The sequence below is a fragment of the Photobacterium lutimaris genome (assembly GCF_003025555.1).
Classification (GTDB): Bacteria; Pseudomonadota; Gammaproteobacteria; order Enterobacterales; family Vibrionaceae; genus Photobacterium; species Photobacterium lutimaris.
Window position 1 is genome coordinate 236,250 of record NZ_PYMH01000004.1, and the last position, 14,377, is coordinate 250,626.

9 protein-coding genes are annotated in these 14,377 nt (G+C 46.9%); 6 read left to right on the forward strand and 3 right to left on the reverse strand.

Annotated elements, in window-relative coordinates; genetic code table 11:
* Nucleotides 1-56: 56 nt before the first annotated feature.
* Nucleotides 57-611 (reverse strand): DUF1415 domain-containing protein, encoded by a 555-nt coding sequence (locus C9I99_RS11490; protein WP_107349024.1) that lies wholly within the window; start codon nt 609-611, stop codon nt 57-59.
* Nucleotides 612-727: 116 nt separating this feature from the next.
* Complete coding sequence (locus C9I99_RS11495) at nt 728-2,728, reverse strand: exoribonuclease II (protein ID WP_107349025.1); 2,001 nt, start codon at nt 2,726-2,728, stop codon at nt 728-730.
* A gap of 462 nt (nt 2,729-3,190) precedes the next feature.
* On the opposite strand from C9I99_RS11495, the gene C9I99_RS11500 reads away from it, so the two are divergent.
* Nucleotides 3,191-5,086, forward strand: coding sequence for a DEAD/DEAH box helicase (locus C9I99_RS11500; RefSeq protein WP_107349123.1), 1,896 nt, complete (start codon nt 3,191-3,193; stop codon nt 5,084-5,086).
* Between the two features lie 202 nt (nt 5,087-5,288).
* Nucleotides 5,289-6,995 (forward strand): phospho-sugar mutase, encoded by a 1,707-nt coding sequence (locus C9I99_RS11505; RefSeq protein ID WP_107349026.1) that lies wholly within the window; start codon nt 5,289-5,291, stop codon nt 6,993-6,995.
* Nucleotides 6,996-7,061: 66 nt separating this feature from the next.
* On the opposite strand, the gene C9I99_RS11510 is transcribed toward C9I99_RS11505, so the two are convergent.
* Nucleotides 7,062-7,514, reverse strand: coding sequence for an exoribonuclease R (locus C9I99_RS11510; protein ID WP_107349027.1), 453 nt, complete (start codon nt 7,512-7,514; stop codon nt 7,062-7,064).
* A gap of 196 nt (nt 7,515-7,710) precedes the next feature.
* Here C9I99_RS11510 and mrcB point away from each other — a divergent pair, with 196 nt between their 5' ends.
* From mrcB to C9I99_RS11530, 4 genes are all read left to right on the forward strand, one after another.
* On the forward strand, nt 7,711-10,077 hold the full coding sequence (mrcB, locus tag C9I99_RS11515) for a penicillin-binding protein 1B (RefSeq protein ID WP_107349124.1): 2,367 nt from the start codon (nt 7,711-7,713) through the stop codon (nt 10,075-10,077).
* 216 nt (nt 10,078-10,293) lie between these two features.
* A complete protein-coding gene (locus tag C9I99_RS11520; protein WP_107349028.1) occupies nt 10,294-11,991 on the forward strand; it encodes an asparagine synthase-related protein in 1,698 nt (565 codons plus the stop codon).
* A 100-nt stretch (nt 11,992-12,091) separates the two neighbouring features.
* Entirely contained in the window at nt 12,092-12,664 is a 573-nt protein-coding gene (locus C9I99_RS11525) for an NUDIX hydrolase (protein ID WP_107349029.1), read from the forward strand.
* Nucleotides 12,665-13,003: 339 nt separating this feature from the next.
* Complete coding sequence (locus tag C9I99_RS11530; protein WP_107349030.1) at nt 13,004-14,305, forward strand: L-cysteine desulfidase family protein; 1,302 nt, start codon at nt 13,004-13,006, stop codon at nt 14,303-14,305.
* Nucleotides 14,306-14,377: the final 72 nt, after the last annotated feature.

A 14,377-nucleotide genomic window follows, 5' to 3' on the forward strand; every position in this document is an offset into this window, starting at 1 on the left:
CTAAATTTTGACACTAGGCTTGGAGCAAGCCTAGTGTTTGTTCGATAAAAAGAAGGTCACTTAATGAAAGGAAAGAGTTTTCTTACTTCTTGTGGTGAGAGATTCTCCACTCGTTCGATATTACGCTCTGGAATTCCTTCAGGATCAGGGTAGTGCTTCAACACCTTTTCCATACTGGCTTCGCGGATAAGGTGAAAAACCGGGTAAGGCGAACGGTTGGTTAAGTTCTCTGCATCATTAGGTTCGGTACCGTGAAAGTAGTAATCAGGATGGAAACTAGCGACTTGGTAAGTGCCTTGATAGCCCATTTGGAATAGCAGCGCATCGAGAAGATCAAGGTATTGGTTATAATCTGCAAAGTCACGGAAAAGATTTGGCGTGACGACGAGGGTGGTCTCCAATTCTTCTACTGGCGTATTATCTAGCTTCTGCAGCTGCTGGTAGATCTCTTCAAGGAGCACCTCTTCATTTGATGCCTCAGATATGAAGATTTGAATTTGTTTATTGCGATTCGGCTTGGCGGCAAACGGGCACAGGTTAAGACCGATGACGACGTCTTCCAACCATTGTTTGACCTGCTGATGTACTTCTTCGTTTTTGTAATTTGGCATAGCTGACTTTTCATTGAGCCACTGAGCATGTGACTGGTGTAGTTAATGTAGTTATAAAGTGGAAATGGAAAAAAGGCCAGCAAGCGCTGGCCCTTTTATTTTGTCAAGATGGCTGATTAAGCTTCAGCAGACTCCGCAGGTGCTTTCTCAGCTTCTGGTGCCGGGAACTGTTTAACAGGCTTAGCAACAAGTTGGCGAGTCGAAGAGCGCACTTCTGCAATGTTTACTTCGAGCTGATCACCAAGTTGGTATTCTTTTACCTTGTCGATGTTCACGATACCGAGTTCACCGTTACACTCGATGCGTTCTTTGTTATCAAGGATCAATGGCGCAGGGATGAAAGCTGCAGCACCATTCTCCAGTAGACGAACACGCATACCTGCACGGTTGATGTCGAAAATCTCAGCAGTAAATACGGTTGCTTCTTTAACGGCATCTTTAAGCAGGCGAACATATAGCCAATCGGCAACATCACGCTCAGCCATGCGGTGGCTGCGGCGGTGAATCGCAATCTCTTCACCAACGCTGTCATCGGGTGTCTGGCTTGGCTCTTGACCTGAGATAACCGCTTTAAGCAGGCGGTGGTTGATCATGTCACCGTACTTACGGATTGGTGATGTCCACGTAGCGTAGACATCCAAGCCCATGGCATAGTGAGGAGCAGGCTTGTTGCCGACTTCACTGTATGCTTGGAACTTACGCAGGCGGTTGTCAAGATACGTACTCTCTTGATCATTTAGCCAGCGACGAAGTGCACTGAAGCCTTCTAATGTCAGTAGTTGTTCTTTTTCAAACGGAGCTTCGGCTTTGGTTAGAAAGTCCATCGCCGTATCAAGCTTCTCTGGATTGAAACCGTTGTGGTAGTTATAAACACCCATGCTGAATTTTTCTTTCAGCACACGACCCGCACAGATATTTGCAGTGATCATCGCTTCTTCGATCATGCGATTGGCTGTACGTCGAGGGTCGGTGTGAATCGCAACAACATCGTTATCTTCACTCAGCTCGAAACGGTAGTCCGGACGATCTGGGAATACAACAGCATTTGCCGCACGCCATTCACTGCGAGCAAGAGCAAAACCATGAAGCGCTTTAATTTGCTCTAGGATGGTTTCGGTTGGGTTCCAATTCTCACTGGTGCCGTTTTCAAGCAGATCCGAGACATTATCATAAGCCAAGCGGGCTTGAGACTTAATCCAAGCGGCGAAGAAGTGAATGTCGTCTTGGATAACACCGTCGTTATTAATGCTAACACGGCAGCAAAGCGTTGGACGTTTCTCATTTTCAAGCAAAGAGCAGAGCTCATCACTCAGTTCACGAGGAAGCATCGGGATATTTCTGCCTGGTAGGTAGATGGTGAAACCACGTTCACGGGCTTCTTTATCCATCTTATCACCAACATCTATATAAGAGGTTGGATCGGCAATGGCGATGGTGATTTCAAAACTGCCATCATCTTTGGCAACGGTGTAAATTGCATCGTCCATATCTTTGGTCGATTCACCGTCAATAGTAATGAAAGGAAGTCCGGTCAGATCTTCGCGCTCAAGGCCTTCTTCAAGCATTGACCAGCTATCTTGAGGTGCAGGTTCTGCTTTTGGAAGATCGTGACGAGCCAGTGTTACCCACCATGGCGCAATCTTATCATTGCTGTCGGTGATCTTTTCTTTGATTTCGCAGAAGAAAGTCTTGTTGTCACCAACCAGCGGGTGGCGTGTCATGTTGGCAACAACCCAGTCACCTTCTTTCAGTAACTCTGGGTTAAGGCCTTTAACAGGGCGAGCTTTAATGGCATCTTTCAGCTGCGGGTGATCGGGAATAACATGCAGGCGGTCGCGAATAAGCTTTACTCGTCCAATGAAGCGAGTAACGAATTGCTCAATCAGTTCCTGCGGTTCGGCAACTTCACGTTCCTTTTCCGTACGAATAACGGCCATAACACGATCACCGTGCATCACGTTTTTCATATAGTTAGGTGGAATGAAGTAGCTTTCCTTGTTGTCGACTTCAAGAAAACCAAAGCCACGGTCGGTTGCTTTGATGCTGCCTTCTTTCTTAGGAAGCGTTTCCTGAATTTGTTTTTTAAGCTGTGCTAGTAAAGGATTATCTTGAAACATTATGCCCGGTCTCAGGTTATTAACACGGACACTATAAAGTTTTCAGCCCATAAAACCAAGCTTCAACCCCGTACTGACACCGGATTATCATGTTTGTTTAAAGAGGTATATAAAGGAGGGGGAGGGTTTTGGGCTCCTTGCTGATCACGCTGAGGGGGTGTTGAAGGGTAATAAAGGAAGGATTGATAACAAAAGTGGGTTAATAATTAGCAATTTGAAGGTGTTTTAAATGAGGTGAGTATCTAATTTTCCTCGAAAATGGCTGACCTGTTGCACTTATTGTATAAATAATAGGTGCTTGAAGGTTAATTTGTGACAGTGCTCAATTTTTTCTGGCTTTTTATCTTGTAATGGCGCACAATGCGCGCCTCTAGTCGAGGCCCAAGCTTGTGGTTGCTGTTGCAGAACCGTTTATTAGCATTAGGGGCCCCGTTTTACGTTAGATCATTTATTGGGATCCCAATGCAAGAATCTGTTACAGAATTTCGTCAGTTAGAACTGGCCGACACACTACTATCCGCACTAGACTCAATGGGCTTCGTTGCGCCAACACCTATCCAGGCGGCGTCTATTCCTCTTCTACTTACTGGTGCTGATGCACTAGGTAAAGCACAAACTGGTACAGGTAAAACAGCGGCATTCTCTTTGCCTCTACTAAACAAGTTGGATCTTGGTCAGCATAAGCCTCAGGCTATTGTTATGGCTCCAACTCGTGAATTGGCAATTCAGGTTGCTGCTGAAATTAAAGTTCTAGGTCAAAACATCAAGGGCCTTAAAGTTCTTGAGATTTACGGTGGTGCATCTATCGTTGATCAAATGCGTGCACTGAAAAATGGTGCCCACATTGTTGTTGGTACTCCAGGTCGTGTTAAAGATCTTATCTCTCGTGACCGCCTGCACCTTGATGAAGTAAGTACGTTTGTACTTGATGAAGCCGATGAAATGCTAAAAATGGGCTTTGTTGATGACGTAACGTGGATCATGGAACAAGCTCCAGAGTCAGCTCAGCGCGTATTGTTCTCGGCAACTATGCCTCCAATCGTTAAGCAAATTGTTGACCGCTTCCTACGTAACCCAGAGCGTATTGACGTTGCTGGTGAAAACCGTACTGTTTCTCAGGTTGAGCAGCAGTTCTGGGTAGTTAAAGGCGTAGAGAAAGACGAAGCAATGATGCGTCTTCTTGAAACTGAAGAAACGGATGCATCTATCGTATTCGTTCGTACCCGTCAGGATACCGAGCGTCTAGCTGATTGGTTGTCTGCTCGTGGTTTCAAAGCTGCAGCACTGCACGGTGATATTCCTCAGTCACTGCGTGAGCGTACTGTTGATCACATCAAAAAAGGTGTTATCGATATCCTAGTTGCGACTGACGTTGTCGCTCGTGGTCTTGATGTTCCGCGTATCACTCACGTGTTTAACTACGACATCCCATTCGATGTTGAGTCATACATCCACCGTATTGGCCGTACTGGCCGTGCTGGACGTGAAGGTAAAGCGATCTTGTTGGTTCGTACCAACCAGATCCGCATGCTGCGTACAATCGAGCGTGTAACTAAGTCTCGTATGGAAGAAATCCAACTTCCAAACCGCGATCTTGTTGCTGCGTCTCGTCTGAACCGCCTAGGTCAGGAGCTAGAAGCTCAGAAAGAAGAATCTAGCCTAGAAGCGTTTGTTGAGCTTGTAGAGAAGCTACAAGAAACCATCGAGGTTGATGCTGCTACTCTAGCTGCGATGCTACTTAAGCGTCAGCAAGGTAACCGTCCTTTGTTCTACAAAGGCCCAGACCCGATGATCGCTGCTATCGAGCGTGAGAAGCAACGTCGTGAGCGTCGTGGTGGTGAGCGTGGTGAGCGTGGTGAACGTGGTGAGCGTGGCGAACGTCGAGAGCGTCGTACTTACAACAACGCTGACTGGGATACTTACCAGCTACAAGTTGGCCGTGAGCAAGGTGTTCAGGTTAAAGATATCGTTGGCGCTATCGCAAACGAACTAGGTCTGAGCAAAGAGTTCATTGGTGCGATTAAACTAGCTCCAGGTCACACTTATGTTCAGCTTCCTAAGAAAATGACAAGCGAAGTGGCTTCTCAGCTTAAGAAACTGCGCATTCGTCAGAATGAAGTAAAAGCTGTTGTTGTTGCTGACGATGTGCTACGTGAGCACCGTCGTGACGGTAACCGTGACGGCAACCGTGGTGGCTACCGTGGCAACCGTGATGGTAACCGCGATGGCAATCGTCCACGTCGTGACGGCGAGCGTCGTTTCGACCGCAACCGTGGTGGTGATAACCGTGGTAGTTACCGTGGTGAGCGTAACCATGGCGCACCTCAGCGTGACCGTAAGCCTCGCTTCGAAGATTAATCAACTCAGATTTAACCATCGAGTGTGATAAATGATAAATCCAGCCCTAAAGGGCTGGATTTTTTTATGTCTGCAATAAAATCCACGGCTTCTAATGACTTAGTTTTCAGTTTGTTAAGTCTGATTTTTAAGACAAATATAATTGTCCCTTGTGGCACACGCTCTATACTTTTCCAAATGGTTACTTATAGGGAATGTCGACATGTCACCAGAAGTCTCAACATGGTTAGCTCGGGATCCAGATCCTGGTACACGAGAAGAGTTGCAACAATTAGTCGATGCTAATTGCCAATCCGAACTGGCAGAGCGGTTTTCTTCTCGTCTCGCCTTCGGTACAGCCGGGCTGCGCGGTATTGTGGGTGCCGGGCCAAACCGGATGAATCGGTTGGTCATTCAAGAAACGGCTTTAGGGCTGGGAAAATATCTGCTTCAGGAAAATACCCAGTCAGCTTCAAAGGGGGTGGTGATTGGTTACGATGGCCGCCCTGATTCCCGTCAGTTCGCCCATGATGCAGCCTCAATGCTAGCGTCTTTGGGGATAAGGGTCTACCTGACTGAAAAAGAGGCTCCTACGCCTGTAGTTGCTTTTGGTGTGCGTCATCTCAATGCTGCTGCAGGTGTGGTTGTTACTGCTAGCCACAACCCACCAGCATACAATGGGTTCAAGGTGTACTGGGGCAATGGTGCGCAAATCATTCCCCCTCATGACTCGGGTATCGCCCAGCAGATAGATATTGCGGCGACTGACCCCTTGCCTGTGTACGCTATTGGTGATGCCGAACGGGCAGGTTTGTTGGTGTGGCTAAATGACGATTTCTACATGGCGTACCGAAAAGCACTTAATACTAGCGTGTTGCTTTCCAACCATAATGAACCTGAGGCGTTGAGTTTGGCCTATACGGCAATGCATGGTGTTGGGGCAGAGTTGGCCGAATTACTGTTGGCTGATGCAGGCTTCAGCAAGGTTTATAGTGTTGCTGCTCAACGTGAACCAGATGGCCGGTTTCCGACTGTGAATTTTCCCAACCCTGAAGAGCCGGGGGCGATGGACTTGGTGATCGCCGAAGCTGATAAACATCAAGCCATGTTGGCTTGCGCCAATGATCCCGATGCGGACCGGTTTGCTGTCGCCGTGCGGACAGAGGAGGGGGCATACCAAATGCTGACTGGCGATCAGGTCGGTGTGCTGTTAGGTCATTACTTATTGACCCATGCCGTGCCGACACAGAACTTGGTGGGTACAACCATTGTTTCTTCCACTTTGCTGGAGAAAATTGCTGAGTCGGTTGAAGCTTCATACTTTCAGACGCTAACTGGGTTTAAGTGGCTGACCAATGTTGCAATGGAGAAACAGACCGATGACAGTCAGTTCTTATTTGCCTATGAAGAAGCACTCGGTTACACCGTGGGTAATGTCGTATGGGATAAAGACGGATTGTCTGCGCTCGTTGCTTTTGCACAGTTAACAGCGGAACTTATCGCGAAAGGAAAAACGGTATGGGATCAGCTTGAATCAATTTATCGCGAGCATGGATTGTATATCAACGCTCAGCGCAGCATTGCCTTGCAGCAGGGTTCACCACCGATTGGTGACACACTCCGTGCAACGCCACCAACGCAAATTGCAGGGCGAGGTATTGCCATCACCGATGACCTGAAAGTATCTCAACGTTTCCATGCCGACGGAATGGTAGAGCCGATAGATTTGCCACCCAGTGATGTGTTGATTTATCACCTCGATGACGGTTCTCGGGTCGTGGTTAGGCCATCAGGGACCGAGCCTAAGCTCAAATGTTATTACGAGGTCGTTGAAGCAATGAGCCACGAAGATTGTTTCAACCATGTACAGGTGCGGGCCGAAGAGGCGATGAATGACTTGATCAGTAAGCATCAGGCATCGTTAGCGTAATACCAATCGACCCCAGCCAGAGAGCTGCTCTGGCTGGGGAAGAGTGTATATGGTGGGGCGTCGCGCTTACTTGGTACGCTTTTCGTTGAGCTCTGCATAGGTATGAAGCAAATCAGTCAGTGCTTTCATCCAGCCAAATGCGTCTTTTGGTGCGTTAACTAATACTTTTTCCACTTCTTCACAGTGCTGCTCAAGAGTAACCGCTTCTTCCAAGTTGAACGACATGGCGTAGAAGTGCCAAAGTACAAGGCGAGTCATACGTACCGTATTTTGTTTGGCATTGTCTGACTCTTCGAAAGCGGTGCTGACTTCGCCAAGAGCAATAGCCGTCATACGCAGCATGGCATCAAACTGAGCAGATTTCATGCGATCTTCGCTGTCAATCTCTTCCTGCTCAAAGGTAAAGATTTCTTGCATCGTCTCTTCAGGTACCATACGACCAAGTACACGCAAGCTGAATTCTTCTAATTCATGGCGTGGCATTGTCATCAGGCACTCTAGTTTATAATCGCGTTCCATTTTATCTCTGCTTGGCTATCAGTTGTGGGGCGCGTATTTTGCGTGATTTTGTCCGTAATTTCCAGCCAATAGGTGGGGTTAGGCTGTTTATGACGGTTCAGCTCGCTTCAAGGAGTAATGTGCTTTGACAAAGTACTGACAAAATAAAGTGAACCTTGCGGTATGGTCGGCGCGAATTTGCCACGAAAGCGACGTTATGACCAAGCACCAGAAGTCCAATGATCCTCAAATCAATGATCCTAAAGTCAATGAACTGAACAAGCCATCATCAGCATTTTCAGCGCCTGAAAACGTAAGCAAATCACGTCGCTCATACCGTAAATTGAAATTTTCCGTATTCGGCGTCTGTCTGCTTACCGCTGCTGGACTGGTAAAGATGGGGGTTGATATCAATGATGAAGTCACCGCAAAGTTCGAGGGGCAGCTGTGGCAATTACCTTCTGTTGTATATGCGCGTGAATTGGCGCTACAGCCTGGGGCTGTGATCCGCTATGACGATTTGATTAACGAACTGGAAGCGCTTAAATACCGCAAAGTCAGCAATCCCTCTCGCCCTGGGGACTATTCGACCAGCCGATTGAAGGTTGAGTTTATCCGCCGTCCTTTTGAATTTCGTGATGGTCAGCAAGATGCGCGGCATGTTGTTGTCAAATTTGACTATTCCAAAGTGAAATCGATCACCGAGGTTGATTCCAATCGAGAGCTTGGATATATCCGGGTCGAGCCTAAGTTGCTGGGTATGCTAGAAGCGAAGACAGATGAACAGCGCCTCTACCGCCCGAAAGATGAAATGCCAGAAGCCTTGATAGATGCTTTGATTGCTACAGAAGACCGTGATTTTTATCAACATGACGGCGTTTCTCCGACAGCGATTGCAAGGGCATTCATTGCTAACCTTAAGGCCGGACGGACCGTACAGGGTGGCAGTACCCTGACTCAGCAATTGGCCAAGAACATGTTTTTGACTAGTGAACGCAGTCTGTGGCGAAAAGCGCGTGAAGCCTATATGGCGCTGATCATTGACTATCGTTACAGCAAAGATCAAATTCTGGATGCCTATCTAAATCAAGTGTATTTGGCCCAAAGTGGCCGCGATGCGGTGCATGGCTTCGAGCTAGGCTCGCGCTTTTACTTTGGCTTGCCATTGTCAGAATTGCGGGTCGATCAGCAAGCGCTATTGGTCGGTTTGGTGAAAGGCCCATCATATTACAACCCATGGCGTTACCCTGATCGTACAAAGCGTCGCCGAGACTTGGTGTTGCAACTTATGTTCGAAAGCGGAGTTCTGGAACAAGAGGATTATCTTGTTGCAGTAGATAAGCCACTTGATATTCAAGAAAAAGGAACGATATCAAACCGCCAGCCTGCGTACTTTGGTCAGTTACAGCGCGAGTTGGCGGCAAAAGTAAAAAACTATCAGGCAGGACAGGGACTGAGGTTATTTACGACATTAGATCCTCGTTCTCAGGAGATGGCCGAGCAGTCTGTGCGTAAAGTGATCCCTCAGCTTGAGTCTAAAGCCGGCGATCAACTTGAAACGGCAGTAGTGATCGCTGACCGAGAGAGTGGGGAAATCCGTGCAATGGTGGGTGGATCCCGGCCTGGATACGATGGCTTCAACCGTGCCGTTGATGCCAAACGTCAGATTGGTTCTGTGGTAAAACCGGCGATATATTTGGCGGCGTTGGAGCGACCTAAACGCTTCTCTCTTTCAACAAGTCTTCAAGATCGGCCATTGACCCTAAAAGGTCAGAATGGGGAAAATTGGTCGCCACGAAATTATGATCGTCAGTATCGTGGTGAGGTGCCGCTCTATACTGCGTTGGCAAAGTCATACAACATCCCGACGGTGAATTTAGGAATGGCAGTAGGCTTGGATGAAGTGATAAATACGATGGAAAAACTCGGTATCGATAAAAATGAGGTACCAGCGTTACCGTCAATACTGCTTGGGGCGTTTACCTTGACACCAGTAGAAGTCACTCAAATGTACCAGACTATTGCCAGTGGTGGTCATCGGACAGAGTTATCTGCACTGGGTGCGGTGGTCGATAGTAAAGGTAATATACTTTATCAGTCGTTACCGATTTCGACTCAAACCGTTTCGCCACAAGCCTCGTGGTTAACGATGTATGGTTTGCAACGGGTGGTAAGTGAAGGTACCGGGCGGTATCTCAATCAAATTTTACCGTCTTCTCGTCTCGCAGGGAAAACCGGTACATCCGACAAAGGCCGTGACAGTTGGTATGTCGGTGTTGATGGGCGCGAGGTGGTGACCATCTGGATGGGAAGAGATGATAACAAGGCGGTAAAACTGACTGGCTCTTCGGGGCCGCTGCGTTTGTATGCGGATTATATCCAAAATCGTGACCCTGAACCTTTCGTTATGCGAGCGCCTGAGCAAATCACCGAGTTTGATTATTACCGTGATCAACGCGGCGTATTATCACAAAGCTGTGTGGGACAAACCCATCTTCCCGCTTGGGATCCTCAAGGGACACTTAAGCAAGGCTGTGTGAAAAAAGTTGAAAGCTTCTTAAAGCGTCTTTTTCAATTTAACTGATATGCTGGATTAAGAGCCTGTCACAATAAGATATTAACTCTAAGTATTATTAATAGCTTGGAGTTAATTGTCATTTCATTATTGCTTTGCAATAAGCAAAAAAGGCTGTGTTAATAAAACACCAATAATTAATATCTTTATTTTCAACCCACTAGCCGTTAATCACATTGGCTCATAAATTGTATTACTCATTGTTGAGATAATAAGGAGTAGGCAATGAGTATCATCGCAGGCATTTTTACTACCCGCTGGACACCAGAGCTCACAGCGGTAAAGCATAATATAGACAGACATATATCACGTGATCAGGGTGACGATCGCCATAGCTATTCCGACTCCCACCTATTTTTGAGCCAGATTGATTATCAGTGTTATGGCGAAGCAGCCAAGGCTGATGATGAAAAGGGGTTTGTCGTTGGGACTGGACACCCATTGTTATCTTCATCGATTAAAAGCGATATGGCGTCATTGCTCGAAAGCCCCAATATCGAGCAATCCTTGCTTGAGGCCGAGGGGACTTTCTGTGTATTTCTGTATCAGAAAAATAGTCCAAAGTTATCGATATATACCGATAGCCTAGCGATTCGGCCTTACTACTTTATGCAGTATCAGGGAGCGGTGATATTCAGTACCTGCTTGCGCTTGTTCCCTGAACTTGGCATTCCGCTCGAGAACAACCTAGAAGCGCTGACAGAAATAGCCACCTTGGGTTACCCATTAGCAAGCAAGACACCTTACAGTCAGGTGTTTGCCTCTCGACCTGGCGAATTGCTAGAAATTTCTGACTTGAATATGCTGGAAACGTCGTCTGTCGGTATTCAACGTAGACGTTATTTTAAATGGTCTGATGCCGATATCCCCTCCTGTTCACTTGAAGAAGGCATAGCGCGTTTAGATGCTGGTTTTAAACAGGCCACTGAGCGTTACCTTGGCTCGGATCATTCGACCGTCAGTACATTATCCGGAGGATTGGACTCACGGGTTATTGCTTCGGAGTTGCAGCGGCGGGGCGTCGAATTAGAATGCTTGAATTTTTCGCGCAGCAAGTCGCAAGACGCGAGTTATGGACAGCAGTTTGCAGCCTATCATCATATCCCGCTTCATAGTGTGCGGGTGACCGATACCCAAGAATTAACGGTTGAACAACGACTTGGTCAACACTGGCAGCCGGATAGCTTTGAATACTACGATAAATTAGCACGGCCACGCCTTTTCTGGTCAGGTAATGGTGGGAGTGTATGCGTCGGGCAAATATACACGGGTGAAGCCGTGATTGAAGCATGCCAGCAAGAGAACCTAGAATTGTTGGTTGACTGCTACCTAGAACAGCAGATGGCCTATATACCAAACCGTTTAATCAAGCAGGGAGCAATCCTTCAAGAGCGCCTCAGGGAAAATATCATTGATAGCTTCAAGGAGTATGCGCATTTGCCTTTAATAAAAGCCTATCAGTTATTTTTGTGGGAGAACGATCAACATCATCACTTAGCCCTGCCGTACGAAGAAATGGATCGTTTCCAGTTGGACTTTTGTTTGCCTTTTTACAGTAAATCCGTGCTCAAGGCGATGTTCGCGATGGAAACCCAATGGGCATTAAAGCACGGGGTATATATGGCGTGGTTGCAGCAGTGTTACCCCCAAGCCTTGATGACCCCCTGGCAAACCTATCCCGGTCATATTCCCTGTCCAATCGATGTTGAAAAACCCAAAGCCACACAATGGCAATTTTCTTTGCCAACAAAGACAAAAAACCAATTACTCCGAGAGGCCATAGCCACAGTGTTTAGCGAAAATGGAAATATATACAATCGCTCTGTGCTGGGCTTACAATTTACGCTGACGGCACTGCGGCTCTATGATTGCACCGCTGGACTGACAATGGTCAAACGAATGAACACCTATGTACTTAAGTAATTTGTGTATGCCCAAGTATTTGGGTCCGTAGGCTTTGACTTGGGTAATGAAGGGTTATCAGCTAGAATGCACCGCTTGTTGAAACGTTCGGAAAATATACATGCGACTACTGAAATCAACCGTGCATCCTGATTTACAACACCTGGAACCGTCTGAGCTCCAGCAACAGACGTTTCACCGTAAGGCGGCACGAGGTATCATTCTTAACGGTGAAAATATCTTAATGTTGTATACCGAACGTTACCATGACTATACCTTGCCCGGTGGCGGTATAGATGACGGCGAAGATGCCATTGAAGGTTTGATCCGTGAGCTGGAGGAAGAAACGGGAGCCCAGAACATACGGGATATCCGAGACTTTGGCATCTACGAAGAATACCGCCCTTGGCATAAACCAGACTTTGATATCATGCATATGCTCTCATACTGCTACGTTTGCACAATCGACGAGCAGCTTGGGGATACCAGGCTGGAAGATTATGAAGTGAAGAATGGCATGAAGCCGGTTTGGCTTAATATTTTTGATGCGATTGCCCATAATGAGCACACTATTGCTAACAGTGATAAAAAAGGCATGTCGATTGAGCGTGAAACCTTCTTGCTGAAAACGATTGCTAGTGAATTGCTGGGCAGGCAGGAAACCGGGATGTTACCACTAAAAGCGGCGAGCTAATCTGAGTCAAAACCCAAAATTAGGCAGTTAGGTGCCTCTGCAAATAGAACGGCCTTAACGGCCGTTTTTTTACGTCCAGAATTCGAGTTATCAATATTATTGAGCTTGCTATAACGGTAGTGTGTCTATTTGCGGCTAGACGTTAAAGTATATGATTGGTATCACAGTTATTCCTTTATGGAGAATAGTTTTCTATAGAGAAGTGTTTAGGGAGGATAAATGAGAAACTTTTTTTCTCTAGATAGCGGTACATTAACCTTATAAAGACAAGGGCTTATATATCCTCATTTTGCATTTAAATAAGCCTGATACCCTACAAGAGTCATGAAGGTGATGAACATGAAAAAGCATCTATGGAATGGTTTCATTGAGACTGTAAAACGTGAAGTTGTGCCAGCTCTTGGCTGTACCGAGCCCGTCTCTGTCGCATTGGCCGCTGCGATGGCAACACGTGAACTCAATAGTAATCCAACCCAAATAGAGGCCTTTGTTTCACCTAATTTGATGAAAAATGGTATGGGGGTCGCTGTACCGGGCACCGGAATGGTCGGTTTGCCAATTGCTGCTGCGGTGGGGGCATTGGCCGGCGATGCTGATGCCGGCCTAGAAGTATTGAAAAATATCACTCCGAAAGACGTAGCTTTAGCCAAAGTGATGCTCGAAAACAACGCGGTATCAGTAGGTGTTGCTGATGTCAGCAATATTTTGTTTGCCAAGGTGATTGTGAGTAATGGTACGGATACCGTAACGGTGATCATTGCCGATAGTCATACGCGGGTGATATCTATCGAGAAAAATGGTCACGCGGTGTTTATTGCGGATCCCCAAAATACCACTCAACCAATGGCTGGCAATAATATTTTCGAACAAGTTAAGGCCGAAGATATTTTTGAGTTTGCTCTTAACGCGCCGCTAGCTGATATTGATTTTATTTCGCAGGCATACTCGCTAAATGACGAGCTATCAAAAGAAGGTCTGACCGGTAAATACGGTTTACAAATTGGAGCGATCTTCCAGCGTAATGTCGATCGCGGCTTGTTGTCTGGTGGTTTGTTGACTGATATTTTGCGTCGCACATCAGCGGCTTCAGATGCCCGAATGGATGGCGCGATGAAACCGGCGATGAGTAACTCAGGCTCGGGGAATCAGGGGATTGCCGCAACTATGCCTGTTTTGGTAGTGGCGGAGCATATCAACGCCGATCATGAAACGGCAGTTCGTGCTCTAATGATGTCGCACCTGATGGCTATTTATATCAAGAGTTACCAGAACAAGTTATCGGCACTGTGTGGCGCAACAACAGCTTCGATGGGAGCAGTGGCCGGCATGACCTGGCTGCTTGGCGGTCAGTTCAGCCATATCACTAGTGCTATTTGCAGCATGATTGGCGATATCACGGGTATCATTTGTGATGGTGCCAAGGCCAGTTGTGCAATGAAGGTATCATCGTCTGCCAGTGCGGCTATCAAAGCGGCATTGATGGCACTGGATGGCATTCGCGTAACGGGCAATGAAGGTATTGTTGCGGATGATGTTGATGCCTCAATCCGCAATATGTCAACGTTGGCCAATGGCGCGATGACCCAAACGGATGTCCAGATTTTGGACATCATGGTACATAAATCATCGGCACATAAATAATTCTATTGAATTAATGGCTATGTACATCACCTGCATAGGAAAAGGGCACTTCGGTGCTCTTTTTTGTCACAA